The 18,050-nt window shown below is 57.2% G+C and carries 15 protein-coding genes; 10 read left to right on the top strand and 5 right to left on the bottom strand.

Annotation, left to right across the window (positions count from 1 at the left end; translation table 11 throughout):
- Positions 1–171 precede the first annotated feature (171 nt).
- The 5 genes from dusB to ntrX all read left to right on the top strand — a co-directional run bounded on the left by dusB (position 172) and on the right by ntrX (position 7,392).
- The gene (gene dusB / locus ACR0NA_RS04460; RefSeq protein ID WP_480726425.1) at positions 172–1,155 is read left to right on the top strand and encodes a tRNA dihydrouridine synthase DusB; all 984 of its coding nucleotides are present in this window, start codon (positions 172–174) and stop codon (positions 1,153–1,155) included.
- On the top strand, positions 1,152–2,234 hold the full coding sequence (locus ACR0NA_RS04455) for a two-component system sensor histidine kinase NtrB (RefSeq protein WP_480726422.1): 1,083 nt from the start codon (positions 1,152–1,154) through the stop codon (positions 2,232–2,234). The genes dusB and ACR0NA_RS04455 overlap by 4 nt, the downstream gene beginning before the upstream one ends.
- Positions 2,234–3,601 carry a response regulator gene (locus tag ACR0NA_RS04450; protein WP_480726419.1) on the top strand — a complete coding sequence of 456 codons (1,368 nt, stop codon included), beginning with the start codon at positions 2,234–2,236 and terminating at the stop codon, positions 3,599–3,601. The genes ACR0NA_RS04455 and ACR0NA_RS04450 overlap by 1 nt, the downstream gene beginning before the upstream one ends.
- Positions 3,602–3,700: 99 nt before the next feature.
- Positions 3,701–5,986, top strand: a complete 2,286-nt coding sequence (locus tag ACR0NA_RS04445) for a sensor histidine kinase NtrY-like (protein WP_480726417.1) — start codon at positions 3,701–3,703, stop codon at positions 5,984–5,986.
- On the top strand, positions 5,983–7,392 hold the full coding sequence (gene ntrX, locus ACR0NA_RS04440; protein WP_170650147.1) for a nitrogen assimilation response regulator NtrX: 1,410 nt from the start codon (positions 5,983–5,985) through the stop codon (positions 7,390–7,392). Before ACR0NA_RS04445 ends, ntrX begins: the two co-directional genes overlap by 4 nt.
- Before the next feature lie 20 nt (positions 7,393–7,412).
- On the opposite strand, the gene ACR0NA_RS04435 is transcribed toward ntrX, so the two are convergent.
- Positions 7,413–7,883: a hypothetical protein gene (locus ACR0NA_RS04435; RefSeq protein ID WP_480726415.1), complete on the bottom strand. Its 471-nt coding sequence runs from the start codon at positions 7,881–7,883 to the stop codon at positions 7,413–7,415.
- Positions 7,884–7,979: 96 nt separating this feature from the next.
- Between ACR0NA_RS04435 and trkA the strand changes: the two genes are divergently transcribed.
- The 4 genes from trkA (at position 7,980) to hflX (ending at position 12,534) form a co-directional block, all read left to right on the top strand.
- Complete coding sequence (trkA, locus tag ACR0NA_RS04430) at positions 7,980–9,356, top strand: Trk system potassium transporter TrkA (protein ID WP_170650143.1); 1,377 nt, start codon at positions 7,980–7,982, stop codon at positions 9,354–9,356.
- On the top strand, positions 9,356–10,891 hold the full coding sequence (locus ACR0NA_RS04425; protein ID WP_480726411.1) for a TrkH family potassium uptake protein: 1,536 nt from the start codon (positions 9,356–9,358) through the stop codon (positions 10,889–10,891). Before trkA ends, ACR0NA_RS04425 begins: the two co-directional genes overlap by 1 nt.
- A gap of 132 nt (positions 10,892–11,023) precedes the next feature.
- Complete coding sequence (gene hfq, locus ACR0NA_RS04420; RefSeq protein ID WP_005982826.1) at positions 11,024–11,263, top strand: RNA chaperone Hfq; 240 nt, start codon at positions 11,024–11,026, stop codon at positions 11,261–11,263.
- Positions 11,263–12,534, top strand: a complete 1,272-nt coding sequence (hflX, locus tag ACR0NA_RS04415; RefSeq protein WP_480726408.1) for a GTPase HflX — start codon at positions 11,263–11,265, stop codon at positions 12,532–12,534. Before hfq ends, hflX begins: the two co-directional genes overlap by 1 nt.
- Before the next feature lie 2 nt (positions 12,535–12,536).
- Here the strand turns inward: hflX and ACR0NA_RS04410 are convergent, their stop codons facing one another.
- From ACR0NA_RS04410 to hemB, 4 genes are all read right to left on the bottom strand, one after another.
- Positions 12,537–12,932: a DUF1348 family protein gene (locus ACR0NA_RS04410; protein ID WP_480726404.1), complete on the bottom strand. Its 396-nt coding sequence runs from the start codon at positions 12,930–12,932 to the stop codon at positions 12,537–12,539.
- Between the two features lie 120 nt (positions 12,933–13,052).
- Entirely contained in the window at positions 13,053–15,515 is a 2,463-nt protein-coding gene (locus tag ACR0NA_RS04405; protein WP_480726402.1) for a penicillin acylase family protein, read from the bottom strand.
- A 169-nt stretch (positions 15,516–15,684) separates the two neighbouring features.
- Positions 15,685–16,257, bottom strand: coding sequence for a YSC84-related protein (locus ACR0NA_RS04400; RefSeq protein ID WP_170650133.1), 573 nt, complete (start codon positions 16,255–16,257; stop codon positions 15,685–15,687).
- Positions 16,258–16,399: 142 nt separating this feature from the next.
- On the bottom strand, positions 16,400–17,398 hold the full coding sequence (gene hemB, locus ACR0NA_RS04395; protein WP_480726399.1) for a porphobilinogen synthase: 999 nt from the start codon (positions 17,396–17,398) through the stop codon (positions 16,400–16,402).
- Positions 17,399–17,519: 121 nt separating this feature from the next.
- Here hemB and ACR0NA_RS04390 point away from each other — a divergent pair, with 121 nt between their 5' ends.
- On the top strand, positions 17,520–18,044 hold the full coding sequence (locus tag ACR0NA_RS04390; protein WP_480726397.1) for a component of SufBCD complex: 525 nt from the start codon (positions 17,520–17,522) through the stop codon (positions 18,042–18,044).
- Positions 18,045–18,050: the final 6 nt, after the last annotated feature.

The following is an 18,050-nucleotide window of genomic DNA, read 5'->3' as shown; positions in this document are numbered from 1 at the left end:
CTCCTGCTGATGGTCCTTGTTTAGGGGGCGGTGAAAGCAGAGGCAATCACCCGCGTAAACTTGCCTAAAAAATAGGCGTTCGCCAATTTTGCGGGCTTGTGACCCGCCGTTTTGTTGTTCATATGCGGCAAATTCGATATCAAACCCGCAACTGCTCAAGGATTAGGCACTTTGAAACTGCGTCTCGCCGACAAGGATCTGAACCCGCCCGTTTTGCTGGCGCCCATGGCTGGAATCACTGACCGTCCCTTCCGCGATCTGGTGATGCGCTTTGGTGCGGGCATGGTTGTCAGTGAAATGGTGGCCAGTCAGGAGATGGTTCAGGCCAAACCCGGGGTGCGTGAACGGGCAGAGTTGTCGGCTGATGTTGAAAACACGGCAGTGCAACTGGCAGGGCGTGAGGCACATTGGATGGCGGAAGCCGCTCGTCAGGTAGCGGATCGTGGTGCCCGGGTCATTGATATCAACATGGGGTGCCCGGCCAAAAAGGTCACGAACGGGTACTCGGGCTCGGCCCTGCTGAAAACGCCTGATCATGCTTTGACCCTGATTGAGGCAGTCGTTAGCGCTGTGGACATTCCGGTGACGCTGAAAACGCGGCTGGGATGGGACGATAGTCTGCTGAATGCGCCCGAGGTTGCGCGTCGGGCGCAGGACGCAGGTATTCGCATGGTCACGATTCACGGCCGCACGCGATGCCAGTTTTACAAAGGGCGTGCAGACTGGAGGGCAATCAGGGCAGTGAAAAAGGCGGTTTCAATACCGGTCATCGCGAACGGTGACATTACTAACCCCCAAAGCGCGCGAACGGCACTGGATCACTCTGGTTCGGATGGGGTCATGGTGGGGCGCGGCGCGCAGGGCAAACCCTGGCTGCTGGCACAGATATGCCATGATTTGTACGGTGCTGGTGCGCCACAAATTCCGCAAGGCCCGGATTTGATCGAGATGGTGCGTGCACACTATCAGGCCATGCTGGAGTTTTACGGCCTGGACCTTGGCTTGCGTGTCGCCCGCAAGCATTTGGGATGGTACATGGATAGCGCGCAAACGTCAGCGCCTTTGCGCCGCGCGGTTCTGACTTCGCGCGATACCGGCGAGGTGATGCGCTTGCTGGGCGATGCGCTGGCTCCGGATGTAGGGCAGGCCGCATGACCTCGGATCAGGATATCTGGGCCTCGCTGCCGGTTCCGGCGTTCATCATTGATGCCGAAGATCGCATTGCGGATGTGAACTCTGCGGGTGAGGGGTTTCTGAATGCCTCGCGCAAGTCCGTTGTCGGGCATCCGGTCTGGGATCAGATTGCTGTGGATGCGCCGCTGGAGGAGGCCTTTCTGCGCGCCAGACAACATGGGACCCCTTTGTTCGTAAATGATGTCGACGTTGGCTCAGGTAACCGTGCGCCGCTGCAATGTGCGCTGCAAATCGCACCGCTGGCCGGGCATTCCGGTGTGATGATCATGATCATTTCCCCGCGCGAACTGGCAGGGCGCATGACGCAAAGCCACACGGTCAAATCCGCAGCGCAATCTGCCATCGGCATGGCCGAAATGCTGGCGCATGAGATCAAGAATCCCTTGGCGGGGATCACCGGGGCGGCGCAGTTACTTAGCATGAATATTCCGCCGCAAGACCTTGAGTTAACAGACCTTATTGTCGAGGAGAGCCGCCGGATCGTTAAGCTTCTGGAGCAGGTCGAACAATTCGGAAACCTGAGCGAGCCGGATTTCAAACCCGTCAATATTCACGATGTTCTTGACCGTGCGCGGCGCTCGGCTTTGCTGGGGTTTGGCGCGCATATGACAATTGTCGAGGATTACGATCCTTCGCTGCCACTGGCCTTCGGCGATCCGGATCAGCTGTTGCAGGTGGTGCTGAATCTGCTCAGAAACGCGTCCGAGGCCGCCGGAACCGATGGCGGCACGATCAGGTTGCGTACCTACTTTGAACATTCGTTCCGTCTGCGTCGCAGTGACGGAACCGGGCATTCGCTGCCTTTGCAGATAGAGATCTTGGATGACGGACCGGGACTGCCCGAAGATATCCGCGGTGACATTTTCGATCCGTTCGTATCCGGACGGGAGAATGGCACAGGGCTGGGTCTGGCCTTGGTCAGCAAGATCGTTTCGGACCACAACGGCTGGATTTCGGTGGATTCGGTGCCCGGGCGCACCGTGTTCCGCCTGTCGCTGCGTCGCGCGCCGCTGGAAAGACTGGATAAGGAGAACACCTGATGGATGGCACAGTTCTGGTTGCAGACGATGATCGTACGATCCGTACCGTACTGACACAGGCGTTGACCCGCGCAGGGTGCAAAGTGCACGCCACATCCTCACTTACCACGCTGATGCGCTGGGTGGGCGAGGGTAAAGGGGATGTGGTTATCTCGGATGTGGTCATGCCAGACGGCAACGGCTTGGAGATGCTGCCCAAGATTGCGGAGGATCGCCCCGGGCTGCCGGTTATCGTCATATCTGCCCAGAACACCATCATGACGGCGATTCAAGCCGCCGAGGCCGAGGCCTATGATTATCTGCCCAAACCGTTCGACCTGCCGGATCTGATGAAACGCACCGCGCGGGCGCTGGAGCAAAAGCTGCGTGCGCAACCCGAGCCGACGGAAGAACGCAGCGAGCGCCCCGAAGAACTGCCTCTGGTCGGTCGCACCCCGGTCATGCAAGCGTTGTATCGGTTGGTGGCGCGGGTGATGAATACCGATCTGTCCGTCATGATTTCAGGCGAAAGTGGCACCGGTAAGTCCCTGATTGCACGGGCGATCCATGACTTCTCCGACCGACGCACCTTGCCTTTCGTGACGGCCACGGCCACTGACCTGAGGGAATTGGAGGGCCCGGCACGGATCATGGCGCGGGTACGGGGCGGGACCCTATTGATTGATGAGATCGGCGATATCGATGAGGAAATGCAGGCGCGAATTGTACGTATGATGGATGCGCCCGGCGATCATGTTCCCCGTTTCATGGCGACAAGCCAGTCGGATCTGACCGAAGCAATGGAGGACGGCCGGGTCAGGCAGGACCTGTATTACCGGTTGTGCGGCGCCACGATCCACGTGCCGGCCTTGCGTGAAAGAGTGGACGATATCCCCTTGCTGGCAGAACATTTTCTGGTTCGTGAAGAACGCGAAGCTGGCACTAAACGTCGGCTCAGCGCCGAAGCGGTCGAATTGATGCGCCGGTACTCGTGGCCCGGAAATGTACGGCAACTGGAAAACGCCATTCGCCGCCTGAGCCTTACCAGCCGTGCAGACGAAATCAGCCGTGCCGAGGTTGAGGCAGTGTTGGGCAGCCAACCCGAGGCTGAACCGATTCTGGGCGGTGGCGAACGCGAGAAATTATCTGCGTCAGTTGCGCGTCATCTGAGGCGATATTTCGATCTGCATGGGAACATTCTACCGCCGCCGGGGCTGTATCAGAGGATTTTGCGCGAAGTTGAGGCGCCCCTGATTGAAATTGCACTTGAGGCAACTGCCGGAAATCAGGCGAAATGTGCCGAGTTGCTCGGGATCAACAGAAATACGTTGCGCAAAAAAGTAACCGATCTCGATATTCAGGTGACACGCCGACGCAAACTGATGTAATATCGCCACACAAACCGTGGCATCCGGGTTCGTACCCGGCAAGGACCACGATATATGGCGGTACGTCGCTGCGGCGACACATCAGGATGAGGGCAGACGGTGGCAACCCGGGCACAGAACGGGCCGATCCTATCGATCAATCGGTGGCGCAAGTCCCGAAGGCTGAGGAATTTCGGCACCTTAGGGCTTGTTGTTCTTGGGCCGATTTTAACTCTGGCAACTTATCTGATCATTGGGCCTTTCGATCTGGGTGCGACGGCTCCGACGCTCAGGCTGATTCTTCTCGCAGATCTGGTTTATGTGCTGGTTGTTGCAGCGCTGGTACTCAGTCAGTTGGCAAGTCTGGTCGCCGCGCGACGGGCAAAATCGGCTGGATCCAGGCTGCATTTGCGCCTGATTGGCGCATTTACGCTGTTGGCGCTGGTTCCGACAGTGACAGTCGCGATCTTCGCTGGGCTGACGGTAAATATTGGCCTCGAAGGGTGGTTTTCGGATCGTGTAAGGCAGGTCGTTGGCTCTTCGCTGACCGCGGCTGAAGCCTATGAACAAGAGCACCGTCAGGGGCTGATGCAGGATGCAACGGTTCTGGCACGCTTTCTGGACAATGCGCGGTCGTTGAATTTTTACATCACGGATGCGGAACTGCGTGAGGTTCTGGCGCAGGGTCAGGGGCAGATTCAGCGCGGCCTGAGAGAGGCATATGTCATTGATGGTAGCGGTGAGATTCAGTCTCGTGGCGACCGGTCCTACCTGTTCAACTTTGAACGTCCCACGCCACAACAGATCGTGGATGCCGAAGATGCGGGTATTCTTATTATTGACGACTGGGCGAACAGTGAATTTCGCGCTCTGGTGCCGCTTAGGGCGTATCTGGATCGTTATCTGTATGTCAGCCGTGAAGTCGACGGAGAGCTTCTGACGCTGCTGGATGATACCAAGGAAACCGCTCAGTTCTATCAGCAGCTGGAAAGTGAACGGGGCAGGGTGCTGTTCGAGTTCGGCCTGCTATATCTGGGATTTGCTGTCATTCTGATCCTGGCTGCCGTGTCGCTGGCAATGTGGTTTGCCGAGCGTCTGTCCCGGCCAGTCGGGCGTCTGACGACAGCGGCGCAGCGTGTCGGCGCAGGTGATCTGGATGTCCAGGTCATCGAAGAAGCCAGTGACGACGAGATCGCGATGCTGGGCCGCTATTTCAACCAGATGACCCGGCAGCTCAAAGGTCAAAGGGACACGTTGCTGCAAAATACGCGCCAGATCGAGCGTCGCCGCCGTCTTTTCGATTCAGTGCTGAGTTCCGTAACCTCGGGCGTCGTCGGTGTTGATCCTGATGGGTGCGTCACGTTTGTGAATCGCTCGGCCGAGCGCCTGTTGGACTGGTCCGGAGGAGAGCAAAATCTTGCGCTTGGTATCGCCGTGCCTGAATTCCTGCCCCTGTTCGACAGTCTGATGGGAAGCAATCAGGAGGCTGTGCAGGGTGAGGTTAAAGTAACGCGCAAAGGGCAGCTGGAAAATCTGCTGGTGCGTATGGCGACACGTCGTGGCGAGGATGGCGGCCTTGAAGGGTATGTGGTGGCCTTCGACGACGTGACCGACCTTGTCAGTGCACAGCGCATGGCGGCATGGGGTGACGTCGCGCGGCGTATTGCGCATGAGATCAAGAACCCGCTTACGCCTATCCAGCTGAGTGCAGAGAGGATCAAGCGCAAGTTTGCGAAGAAACTGGATGAGGCCGATTGCGATAGCCTTGAGTCGATGACGGATGTCATCGTGCGCCAGACGAATGATTTGCGCCGCATCGTTGACGAGTTTTCCAAGTTCGCACGGATGCCCGAACCGGACCGTCATGAAGAAGATGTTGTCGAGTTGGTGCGCGAGGCTGTGTTGTTGCAGCAGGCCGGTCAGCCTGATGTTCAGATTGACGCATATTTGCCCGATCAGCCGATGCTGGGCGATCTGGATGCCACGATGCTGAATCAGGCGCTGACCAATCTGATCAAGAATGCTGGTGAAGCAATTGAAACACTGAAGAAAAAAGGGGTACCGGAAAACCTGAAGCCCCGGATCGAAGTGCGGGTGATGGAAGGGTCCGGCGATACGCTGATCACCATTGCAGATAACGGGATCGGACTGCCGGAAGATCGTGCCCGGCTGTTTGAACCTTATGTTACCACACGCGACGAAGGCACCGGACTTGGGTTGCCGATTGTGAAGAAGATCATCGAAGAACATGGCGGTGCGTTGACGTTGGAGGACGCGCCGGTATTTGACGGACAGAACCATTTTGGCGCAATGGCCGTGATCCGTTTGCCGGGGGTAAATTCGACCGCCGCTGAAGCGCCAGCAAAGCAGGCAATTAAAACCAAAATGAAAGCAGGCCCAACATGAGCGACATTCTGATCGTAGATGACGAGCGCGATATTCGTGAACTGGTGTCCGACATTCTTAAGGACGAAGGCTTTTCCACTCGGCTAGCCGGAAATTCCGACGATTGCATGGCCGCAATCAACGCCGAGCCGCCGGGACTGTTGATTCTGGACATCTGGCTGAAGGACAGCCGGATGGATGGCATCGATATTCTAAAGGCTGTCAAACGCGACAATCCGGACGTTCCGGTCGTCATCATTTCGGGTCACGGCAATATCGAGATCGCCGTGGCAGCCATCAAGCAGGGCGCCTACGACTTTATTGAAAAGCCGTTCAATATCGACCAGCTGATGGTGGTTATCAGGCGCGCGATGGAAACCTCGCGCCTGCGCCGTGAGAACGCCGCGCTCAAGCGCAAAGAGGTCAGCAGCTCGGACATGATCGGAAAATCTGCATCCTTCCGTGCGATGCAGGGCCAGCTGGACAAGGTTACCAAATCCAATGGCCGCGTCATGCTGCGCGGTCCAGCCGGATCGGGCAAGGAAATTGCGGCGCGTTACATCCACGCCCATTCCAACAGGGCCAATGCACCCTTTGTTACTGTCAACTGTGCGGGTGTCGAGCCTGAGCGAATGGAAGAGGTTCTGTTCGGCAGGGAAACTACAGAACGGGGTGTCGAACCCGGCCTTTTGGAAGAGGCTCACGGCGGCATCGTCTTTTTTGACGAAGTTGCGGACATGCCGCTTGGAACGCAGTCCAAAATCCTGCGGGTGCTGGTGGACCAGCAGTTCCAAAGGGTTGGTGGCACGGACAAGGTCAGAGTGGACCTGCGCGTCATTTCTTCGACGAACAAGGATCTTGATGCTGAAATTGCAGCCGAGCGGTTCCGCGAGGAACTGTATCATCGTTTGAACGTTGTTCCGATCCCGATCCCCTCTCTGGAGGAGCGGCGCGAAGATATTCCGGTTCTGGCTCAGCACTTTATTGAAATGCACAACGAAGCTCAGGGACTGCCAGTGCGGGAACTGTCAGAGGAGGCGGTGGCCCTCCTTCAGACGATGGCTTGGCCCGGCAACGTGCGTCAGTTGAAGAACCTGGTCGAACGCGTTCTGATCCTTGGTGAAAGTACGGGTCCCATTGAGGCCCGCGAATTGCCGAACGAAGAGGACAAAGCCGAAGAAGATGGCCGCGTTGTCCTGTCCGGTGCACTGGCGACCCTGCCGTTGCGCGAAGCGCGGGAAGCCTTTGAGCGCGAGTACCTGCTGACTCAGATCAATCGCTTTGGGGGCAACATCAGTCGAACCGCCAGCTTTGTCGGAATGGAGCGCAGCGCGCTGCACCGCAAGCTTAAGTCGCTGGGTGTTGTGACATCAAACAAATCTGGCGCACGTGTTGCGCATGTCGACGAGCACGAGCCGGCGGAATAACCCGCCGGACATCACCCCGCCTATCCGGGGGTGACGATTTGGAATGAGCCATCGTCGAACTTTCTGAAACAGGACGCACCACTCAATGGTGGCAGGGTGGTGGTTCGGGCTGGTGCCACCTGTGCCTTTACGCTTTGTTTGCACGGTGGCAGTGTTACTGGGCGATAGCCTTTGCCGGCCATGCATTGTGCTTCGATCTGGTTGCGAAGGCTCTGATTTACATCGACTGAATAAATTCGCCCGGGTTGCCACCAGCCAGGTGTCGTATAGCAGCGCCCCTGACTGTCGCAATGCCTCGTCCCCGGCCAATAGACCGGTGCGGATTGGCGGATCTGGTTCGCTACCGGGGCCTCTTTCAAAGCCTTTACCTGACAGGCGGTCGTTTCGGTTTGCATGCGCGAAACGGTTTGCCCCTCGCGGTAATAGAGGGAAAGCGAGCCGCAGGATGACAGCAAAACAACGGGCAGAATAAGACGAAGTATTGTTTTCATACAGTTATCTTGCCTCAGGCGGCTGGCCATGACAAATCAATTGACCGTCCTAAGGGCATCTGTCATTCAAAACTCTCAGGCAGAAGGGCCAGAAGCATGAAGGTCATCATTTGCGGCGCCGGTCAGGTTGGCTGGCAGATCGCGCGGCACCTGTCGGGCGAGCTGAACGACGTCACTGTGGTCGACAACAATCCGGACCTGGTGCGCCGGGCGACCGAGACTCTGGACGTTCAGGGGATTGCAGGTTTTGCCAGTTATCCGGATGTTCTGGATCGGGCAGGGGCGCGTGACGCGGATATGATCATTGCCGCGACTCATTCCGACGAAGTGAATATGGTTACCTGCCAAATGGCGCATTCGGTCTTTTCGATTCAGCGCAAGATTGCGCGTCTGCGTTCAAAGTCATATCTCGAAGCCATTCACTCGGACCTGTATCGACGCGACCATCTTCCGATTGATGTTGTGATCAGCCCCGAGCGCGAGGTGGCCGCCGCTGCGATGCGTCGCCTCTCCGCTCCCTCTGCCTTTGACACTGAGATTTTCATGGATGGGAAGGCGCAATTGCTTGGCATTCGCGTCGATGAGGAATGTCCTATCGTCAATACGCCTCTCAGGCAGCTGACCGACCTGTTTTCGACCCTCAGTTCCATCGTTGTAGGTGTGCGCCGCGAGGGGTCTCTGTTTGCCCCGGAACCGGATGATCAGTTGTTTGTCGGCGATGAATGTTACGTGTTCACCAACGTCAAAGATGTCGACCGAACAATGGAAGTATTCGGAAAAGCGCAAAAAAAGCAGGATCGGGTGGTCATCGTTGGTGGTGGAAATGTCGGTCTTGAGGTGGCAAAGACGTTGGAGGAGCGCGAAAGCCGCGTGCGCGCCAAGGTCATCGAGCGCGACCGCGGATGCGCGGAAGTGGCCGCCGAAGCGTTGGAACGCACGATTGTGCTGAACGGTGACGGTCTGGATTCCGCGTTGCTGAGCGAAGCGGGGATTGAGCGGGCGGATGCGATGCTTGCGGTCACGGACGATGACCGCACCAACATGCTGGCGGCTGTTCGGGCCAAGGCGGACGGCTGTGCGCTGGCGATTGCGCTGATAAATGATCCCAGCATGGTTGCTCTAATGGGGCCGCTGGGCATTGACGCCTATATCAATCCACGCGCCACGACTGTGAGTTCGATTTTGCGGCACATCCGCCACGGTCGCGTGCGTCAGGTCTATTCCATTGGTGACGCCGAGGCCGAGGTTATCGAGGCTGAAGTTCTTTCCACCTCTCCCATGGCTGGTCAGAAACTGCGGGACATCGACTTTCCTGAGGGCGTATTGGTCGGCGCGGTCCGCAAGGGTGACGAGGTGGTCCGCCCCACCGGTAGCTTGCGCATTGACGAAAAGGATGTAGTAGCGATCTTTGCGATGGCCGATGATGTTCCCGAGGTCGAGCGCTTGATGCAGGTTTCGATCGACTTTTTCTGATGAAACACACGCGGCAACAGGACCTGAGTGTATTCCGGCGGTTGCCGCTGTTTCTGTTGATTTGGGGGATCGTTTCCGTATCGATGTGGATTCCCGCCATCTACGCGCTGGCATTGGACGATCATCCGACATCACGCTCGTTCTTCTACTCCGGACTTTTGGGTCTGATTATCATGACGATGATCGCTTTGGCGGCCATGAACCGGCAACCAAAGCGGGGGACACTTGGCCAACTGGCGGTATTGCTGGGCGTGTTTTTGGCCTTGCCCTTGTTTCTGGCTATCCCATTGCATGACGCGCTTGGAACCACGACATTCATCAATGCATATTTCGAAATGGTCAGCGCCCTGACCACCACAGGCGCCGACTTGTTCAACGATCCCGCACGACTGTCTTCGCCTTTGCATTTGTGGCGTGCCCAGGTCGGGTGGATGGGTGGTCTTTTGATGTGGGTTGCGGCCTCGGCCATTCTTGCCCCTCTGTCACTGGGTGGTTTCGAGGTAACTGCTCAGGGCGTACCCGGTCGCCCAGTTTCGGGCGTTGCTCAGAGTGAGAGGGTAGATCCGAGGGGGCGTTTGCTGCGGGTAACGCGAACTCTGGCGCCGGTTTATATCGGGCTGACTGTCGTCATCTGGATCTTGCTTTTGATTGCCGGTGAGGAAGGGTTGACCGCCATTTGCCACGCGATGTCGGTCATGGCCACTTCGGGAATCTCGCCAGTTGGCGGGTTGGAGGGGTCGTCCGCCGGTTTCACGGGTGAGGCAATTCTGTTCCTGTTTTTGTTCTTTGCTTTGTCCCGTCTGACCTTTTCGGCGGACACCGCGACCAGAGGGTATTCGCGGTTGGATAAAGACCCCGAATTTCGCATTGGCCTGATGATCGTTCTGGTCGTTGCGATAATTCTGTCGTTCAGGATTTTGTTTGCAGCCAGCGAAATTGGTGTCGACCCCGAGCCGGAACAGGCGCTTTCCGTTTTCTGGGGCATGCTGTTGACCGCAATGTCTTTTCTGACGACAACAGGTTTCGAAAGCGCACACTGGAATGATGCACAGCAATTGTCAGGCCTTGGTACGCCCGGGCTGATCCTGATGGGTCTGGCGCTGATAGGCGGTGGCGTTGCCACCACCGCGGGCGGGGTCAAGCTATTGCGGGTCTTTGCGCTCTACCTGAACGGCGCGCGTGAGATCGGGCGTCTAATTCATCCGTCATCAGTTGGTGGCTCGGGCGGACACCGACGCATTCAGAAAAACGGTGCGTTTATCGCGTGGATTTTTTTCATGCTGTTTGCCCTATCACTAGCGCTATTCAACATTGTTTTGTCTGCTCAGGGTGTTGGGTTCGAACAGGCGATGGTGCTGAGTGTTGCAAGCCTCAGTACCACAGGACCGCTGATCGAACTTGCAACAGACGTCCCAATCCGGCTGGCCGACCTTGGTGCCAGCACAAAACTGACACTGTGCGCTGCGATGGTAATCGGGCGTCTTGAAACCCTTGCAATCATCGCTTTGGCGACGCCCGCGTTGTGGCGGGGCTAGGACACCGGAAACAACAGCTTTCATCCATCTGTTTTTTCATCTGGAATATCTTGGCGCGCCACTCCATACTTGTCAGGAGGGAGCGCGTTGGTCCGCAGCGCGTAGCAAGAACAACGGCGAGATTATAAAAATATGGCTTCGGACAGACAGAATCTTCAGGACGCATTCCTGAACAATGTACGGAAAGCAAAAGTCCCGGTCACGATATTCCTGATCAACGGCGTGAAATTGCAGGGTGTAATCACTTGGTTCGACAATTTCTGTGTATTGTTGCGCCGCGACGGACAGTCGCAGCTGGTCTATAAGCACGCGATTTCAACCATCATGCCGTCACAGCCGATCAACCTGTATGAGGGCGAAGACGCCTCTTGATGGAACATGACAGGGTGCGCACCCGTGCTTGGGTGCTGCATCCCGAAATCAAGTCAGACGATACGCGCCGTGTTCCAGAACCAGCGCTGGAAGAGGCCGTTGCACTTGCGGCGGCGCTGCCCGATCTGGATGTGATCGGTTCCGAGATTGTGCGGCTGCAACGCGCGCAGCCTGGACATTTGTTCGGCACCGGAAAAATCGAGGAACTGCGACAGAAGTTCCATGACAACAAGGTTGAACTGGTTCTGATTGACGGACCGGTTTCTCCGGTTCAGCAGCGCAATCTGGAAAAGGCATGGCAGGTCAAAATTCTTGACCGCACGGGATTGATCCTCGAGATTTTTTCGGATCGCGCCCGCACACGCGAGGGTGTGTTACAGGTTGAGATGGCCGCGCTCAGCTATCAGCGTACGCGGCTGGTTCGGGCTTGGACGCACCTGGAACGCCAACGGGGTGGGTTGGGGTTTGTCGGCGGTCCCGGTGAAACCCAGATCGAGGCGGACCGTCGCGCGATTGACGAGCAGCTTGTGCGCCTCAGGCGACAACTGCAAAAGGTCGTCAAGACGCGGACGCTACATCGCGCGGCGCGGGCCAAAATCCCATATCCGATTGTTGCGCTGGTCGGTTACACCAATGCCGGAAAATCCACGCTGTTCAATCGCCTGACCGGGGCAGAGGTCATGGCAAAAGACATGCTTTTTGCCACGCTGGATCCGACAATGCGGCGCGTTGAGCTGCCCGACGGACCCGAAGTGATCCTGTCCGACACGGTGGGGTTTATCTCGAACCTTCCGACGGAACTGGTGGCAGCGTTTCGCGCGACACTGGAAGAGGTTCTGGGGGCCGACCTTGTCGTTCACGTCAGAGATATCAGTCACGAGGAAACCGAAGCGCAAGCTCAGGATGTCGAGGCAATCCTGACCTCATTGGGGGTCGGAGAAGATCGTGCCCGCCTTGAGGTGTGGAACAAGACCGATTTGCTGGCCCCGGAAGAGCGCGAGGCCGCGCTGGCCCGTGCTGATCGCGATCCGTCGATCTTTGCGATTTCGGCGATCACCGGTGACGGCGTTGGCCCCTTGTTGGCGGAAATTGCGGCCCAACTGCAGGGTGCCCGTCACGAAACCACCTTGAACCTGGGGTTCGCCGAAGGGAACAAGCGGGCTTGGCTGTATCGTCAGGATGTCGTGCGATCCGAAGCCCAAACCGAAGACGGTTTCGAAATCACCGTTCGTTGGACCAACAAGCAGGAAGCGCAATATTACGCGCTTTAGCCTCAGCGACCTTCGATCTGGCGCTGGTATTCCCCAGCATCGTACCAATTTTGCGCAGATAGAATTTTGTTGTCTGCGCCAAACTCCCAATCTTCCCAGCCGCGGCTCACAATGTGATTGTTCGTTTCGAAATGATGGCCCTCTAGGGTCCACACAAAAATTGCATGGTTGCCGGCCCATCGCAGCATATCGCACCGAAGCTCAAGATCGGGAATTTCGGCATGAACGTCCCGCACCATTTGCGCTATGGCGGCACGCCCCTCCAGCGGGACACCACGGTTGACGGAAATGCTTCCGTTCAACTCAAAAAACTCAGAAACGGTCTCTCCGTTCCCGGTACTCCACGCGATTGCGTAGTCGCGCGCCAGGTTGTTTAGAGTATCTCGAACGCTCCCCATCTATGCCCCCAACTTGGTGCGCCGTTTCAGGAAAGGTACGCGAAAATCGGACAGAAGGTCCACGCCGCGCCGCAGAAGGGGCGGGGATTTGCCTAAACGGGCGAAAGCGGCAGACCTATATCAGCGCGGAACCAGATGGGTCGTTCCCACGGCAGCCGCCCTTGCGAGATTTGCATCCAGCGACATGGGCAGATACTCGCCGCGCCGCCAAAGTTGCGCCTGATCGTCATAATAACGGGACAGGAAATGCCCGGATTGGCCGGTCGCGGTGATGAACACGGAACTGTCGGGATCGGCAAAGTCATAAACGCCGCGGTAACCTGCACCATGCACATTCTGGAACGGATCCGGCCCTTCACCTGATGTGCGCCCGCGAAGCAGGGTGTTGTCGCCGCCGCTGGTCGATTGCCGGATATTCACAAAGTACCGCAGCAGCGGCACCGAACCCAGAACCGGATGGTCATGCGTGGCCTGATGCGCATCGCCCCAGCGAAGCGACTCCAGCGCACTGCCGTATCTTTCGGTGATCCAGATCAGTGCATCGTCCAGTGCAAGTCGGGCCATGTCCGTACAGGATTCCTGCGGGGCGCTTTGAATGACATCGCACCAGACCGAAGCGCCGTCGATATCCCGGTAGACACGTTCGATGAACAGCGGTTCGACATGCTTGTATTCACTGGCAAGCGGCCCCAGTTCGTCCACAATCAGTCGGTTTTGTAATGCCCGAAGCCACGCTGCATAGATCAGTGGTTCCGGCAAATGCTCGTTCATTTCACCGTTCCACTCGGCCAAAAGCGCCAATGCAATCTGCCGTTGACGTTCGGGGGTACCTTCCGGTGCGGATTCCCCGGTAAACCATAAATCTGCCCCTACCAATGGCAGCAGGGAGCGGGCGGTGAAGCTGACCGTATCCAATTGAGCTTCGATAAAGCTGTCACGGGTGTGAACTTCGCGCGATTGCATCAGTTTTTCCCATCGCTCAACGCGCTGGGTATCGCCCCAATGAAACGAGACATGATCGGGGAATGGGCGATCGACGATCTTGTTGTTGGTGTTACCCAGCAGCCCTCCTACCGGCGCCACGAACTCGGGGTTTTGGGAATAAGGCAGGCGACCCTGCCACAGGTTCTCCTGCAACCAGCCGGGGCTGGGGATGCGGCCCTTGCTTTGATGGCGAGGGTTTCTGCTGGGCATCGCACCGATCAGCTTCATCCCGATAGTTGTCTTATCCACGAGGGACAGATTTTGCGACGGTGCCAGAAAACCTTCGGCTCCGCGAATGGCCTGACGAACATTGTCCGCGTTCATCAGGGCCATAGCCGCAGTCATGGATGTGTCCTTTGGGCTGAGTGCAGTCCATGACAGTGAAGCGACGTGGCCGGGTGGCGTTATGGTTTCAAGATTATAGTGGCTGCCGGGCAGAACCGGCCCGTTTTCGGTCCAACGCAGGGTCAGCGTGATTGGCGGCGCATCCTTGATCTCGATGATCGACGGGCGGGACCTGAATTTTTTGAAACCATCCGGAGACAGATATTCTTCGGGGTTATCCGGATTCAACTGTTCGATATGAACGTCCTGATCGTCCAGATAGGATGAGGTCACGCCCCAGCCCAGCCGATCACTGCGCCCAGTCAGGATCACCGGAATACCAGGAATTGACGCGCCGATAACGCCACCCTTGTCCAATTCAAGCCGCGCCAGATACCAAGTGCCGGGGGCTGTGAAACCCAAGTGCGGGTCATTGGCGAGCAGCGTGCCACCGCTTGCAGAACGTGACGGTGCGGCAGACCATGCGTTAGAAGCACCGGCCAGACCGCGTTTGGGAAATGGTGAAATTGGGCTGTCCGCGGCAGGTGTGCCCTGGGCATAGCGGGGCAAACTTGGAAACAGTACCGAGTATTCCGGAAGGGCGGCAATACCGGCTCCGGGGACATCGGGCAGAACATCGGCCAGACGGGCAGGGTTGTCCAGCATCAGCGATGTACGCGCGCGCAGAACCTCTTCCTGAAGATGTCCGGATAGCTGAAGCCCCATCAGCTTGATTATCGCGATGCTGTCCGCAGGCTGCCACGGGGCGACCGGCGCATTGAACAGAAACATTTCAGGGGCACCGCGTCCCAGCGCTTTTTCATTGATTTCAGTCAGCCGGGCATTGACGCCCGCTGCGTATCCTTCAAGCGCAGCAAGGGTATAATCATCCTGTACTTCTGTTGATTGTCGGGCCAGACCGTAAAGATCCAGACGGCGCAACAGCTTGTCGACAGAAACGGTGCGGGTTCCGAACACTTCGGACAAACGCCCCTGTACCGTGCGCCGCATTACGGTCATTTGCCAAAGACGGTCCTGCGCGTGGGCATATCCTAACCCGAAAAAGACATCCGGATCGGATTCACCAAAAATATGGGGCACATTGGCGTTGTCCCGAACGACTTCGACTGGCGCGGATATCCCCTCGACCTGTAGGGTCTGATTGTACTCGGGCAGGGATTGGCCGGCGAGGAAATAGATCAGCACAATAGCGGCGACAACCAGTGCGACCAGACCTGCAGCTAACCGCACAAGCCAGCGAAAGATAAGACCCATCTGTTCTCCGGTGTCATCAGGATATTTGTTTTGCAAAGTTTAGTTCAAGGCGCGGGAAACCGAAAGGGAAACAGGCCGGGAACCTTGGGAAAACCGCCTTAAAACATAAACCCCGCCAAGGTGAGATACCGTTGGCGGGGTTGCCGAGAGGGGGGTGGTGAATAACGGTTTAGGGGATGATGCGGGTATATTTCGTGCCGTCCAATGTCGCACCGATCTGCAGTCCGGCCTGACCGAATATGGCCGCCAGAACGGGCGAGCGCAGGGTCGTGGTGTCGGTGGACAGGGAATCGCCCTGATCGCTGACGACATAGCCGATATCCGCACCGGCGGTCCAACCGCTGGAACGGCGGAAATCGTTCAGTGCGTCCTGAGTCATAAAGAACAGGACGTGCGCATATTGCTGGGCACCGATCTGCAATCCGGCGCTGCCTTTCAGGGCGGAGTAGTAGTCTACCGTGACACCCTGAATGCGCAGTGCGCCGCGCCCGTAGCCCGCGCCAAACACAAATCCCGCCTCGGTGACCAACGGCATCACCAGCAGGCCCGTTGCCTTTTCAGAGATTTCGATCGTGTTCGGGTAACGGCTGTACATTTCGTTCAGTGTCGCATCCACGCGCGCGTCGATCGTGGCTGCGTTCGAGTTGCCAACGCCGTTGCCGCAGGCGGCCGTCAGCGTCAGTCCGGCCATGCCAAAAGCAAAGCCGCGACGGGTCAGTCGTGGAGATTGGGAACTGCTCATTTTTCTTTCTCTGTCGATACGCCTGATTAAGCCGGGTTGGCCCGGTCTTGGGCGCAAGAATACGCCGATTAGGTGGCGCTGTCACGGGAAAGCTGCCAGTCACCGTTCCTAAATAGGCGAAAAATTGCGTGAAATTGGAGTTTTAGCCGTTCAGCATACGAGCAACTGCGGGGGCGAAATACGTCAGAACTCCGTCACAGCCAGCCCGTTTGAATGCAAGCAGGCTTTCGAACATCGCCTTTTCACCATCGATCCAGCCATTCTGCGCCGCAGCTTTGATCATCGCGTATTCACCCGAGACCTGATAGGCGTATGTCGGGGCTCCGAACGTGTCCTTAACCCGGCGACAGATATCGAGATAGGGCATCCCCGGTTTGATCATGACCATATCGGCGCCTTCGGTCAGGTCACGTTCTATAAGGCGCAGGGCTTCGTTCGAATTGGCCGGATCCATCTGATAGGTCTTCTTGTCGCCCGTCAGCGCGCCTGACGCGCCCACGGCATCGCGAAACGGTCCGTAAAAAGCACTGGCATATTTTGCGGCATAGCTGAGGATCATGACATTGTGGTGCCCCGCACCTTCCAGCGCCTTGCGCATTTCACCAATCCGCCCGTCCATCATGTCCGAGGGGCCAATGATGTCCGCGCCTGCCTCGGCCTGTGCCAAAGTCATTTTGACCAAGGCCTCGATCGTGGCATCGTTCACGATTTCCCCGTCAACAACATAGCCGTCGTGGCCATTGATATTGTACGGGTCCAGCGCGACATCGGTCATGATTGCAATATCGGGTGCCGCAGCCTTGATCGCCCGAATGGCGCGATTGGACAGATTGTCGGGGCTCCAGGCCTCGGCGCAATCCTCGGTTTTCAACGACGGATCGGTGTAGGGAAACAGGCATATCGCGGGAATCCCAAGTGCCTGCGCCTCGATCGCGGCTTTCGCGATCAGATCAACCGAGCGGCGCATGACGCCTGGCATCGAAGGCACCGGCTCTTCGATCCCTTCGCCATCACGCACAAAAACAGGCCAGATCAGATCGTTTACTGACAATTGGGTCTCGCGCACCAGCCCCCGAACCGCCTCGGATTGGCGCGCGCGGCGGAACCGGGCGAGAGGATACGGGGCGACGGTGGGTTTCATGGCACGCTCTCCTTGCACTATCGCGCATTGGGTGGCATGAATTCATCCAGTTCTCAAGGGTACCATTGGCCGCGTTTGCGCGATAGAACCCCCTAAAGACGTTTAAGAAAAGGGCAGGGGCTTGGACTGGTATTCCACGATTCTCGAACTCATAGACATGCGGAGTTTCTCGAATCTGTGGTTCTGGATCGCTTTGGCCGTGGTTTGGTCCTCTGCAAGTCATTGGATCATGGGCGTCCCGTATGACATGATTATGCGCGCCCGGCGCGTCGGCGGTCAGGCCGAAACGGACCTTCTGGACATTGTGAGGATTAACAGGAACAGGATCCTGTACATTGTCGAAGTGTCCGGTTTCATGATTTTCCTGATGGGAAGTTTTCTGTTTACCGGACTGGCAATGCTTGGATTTTATTATGGCGTCGAATTTGCACAGGCTGTGTTTCTGCTGATCTTCCCGATGAGTTTCGTCGCAATGCTCAATTTTCGGTTGGCCCGCAAACTGGGCAGCCAGGAGATGACGCTGGAGCTGGTGTCGAAAGGTTTGCTGCGGTGCCGGTTGTATTCTCAGCTAATTGGCATGGTTGCGATACTGGTGACTTCGCTTTGGGGGATGTATCAGAACATCGGGATCAGTGTTCTGTACTAACAACAA

The sequence above is a fragment of the Ruegeria sp. C11 genome, from assembly GCF_056537725.1.
This window is presented reverse-complemented; position numbering and strand designations above follow the sequence as displayed.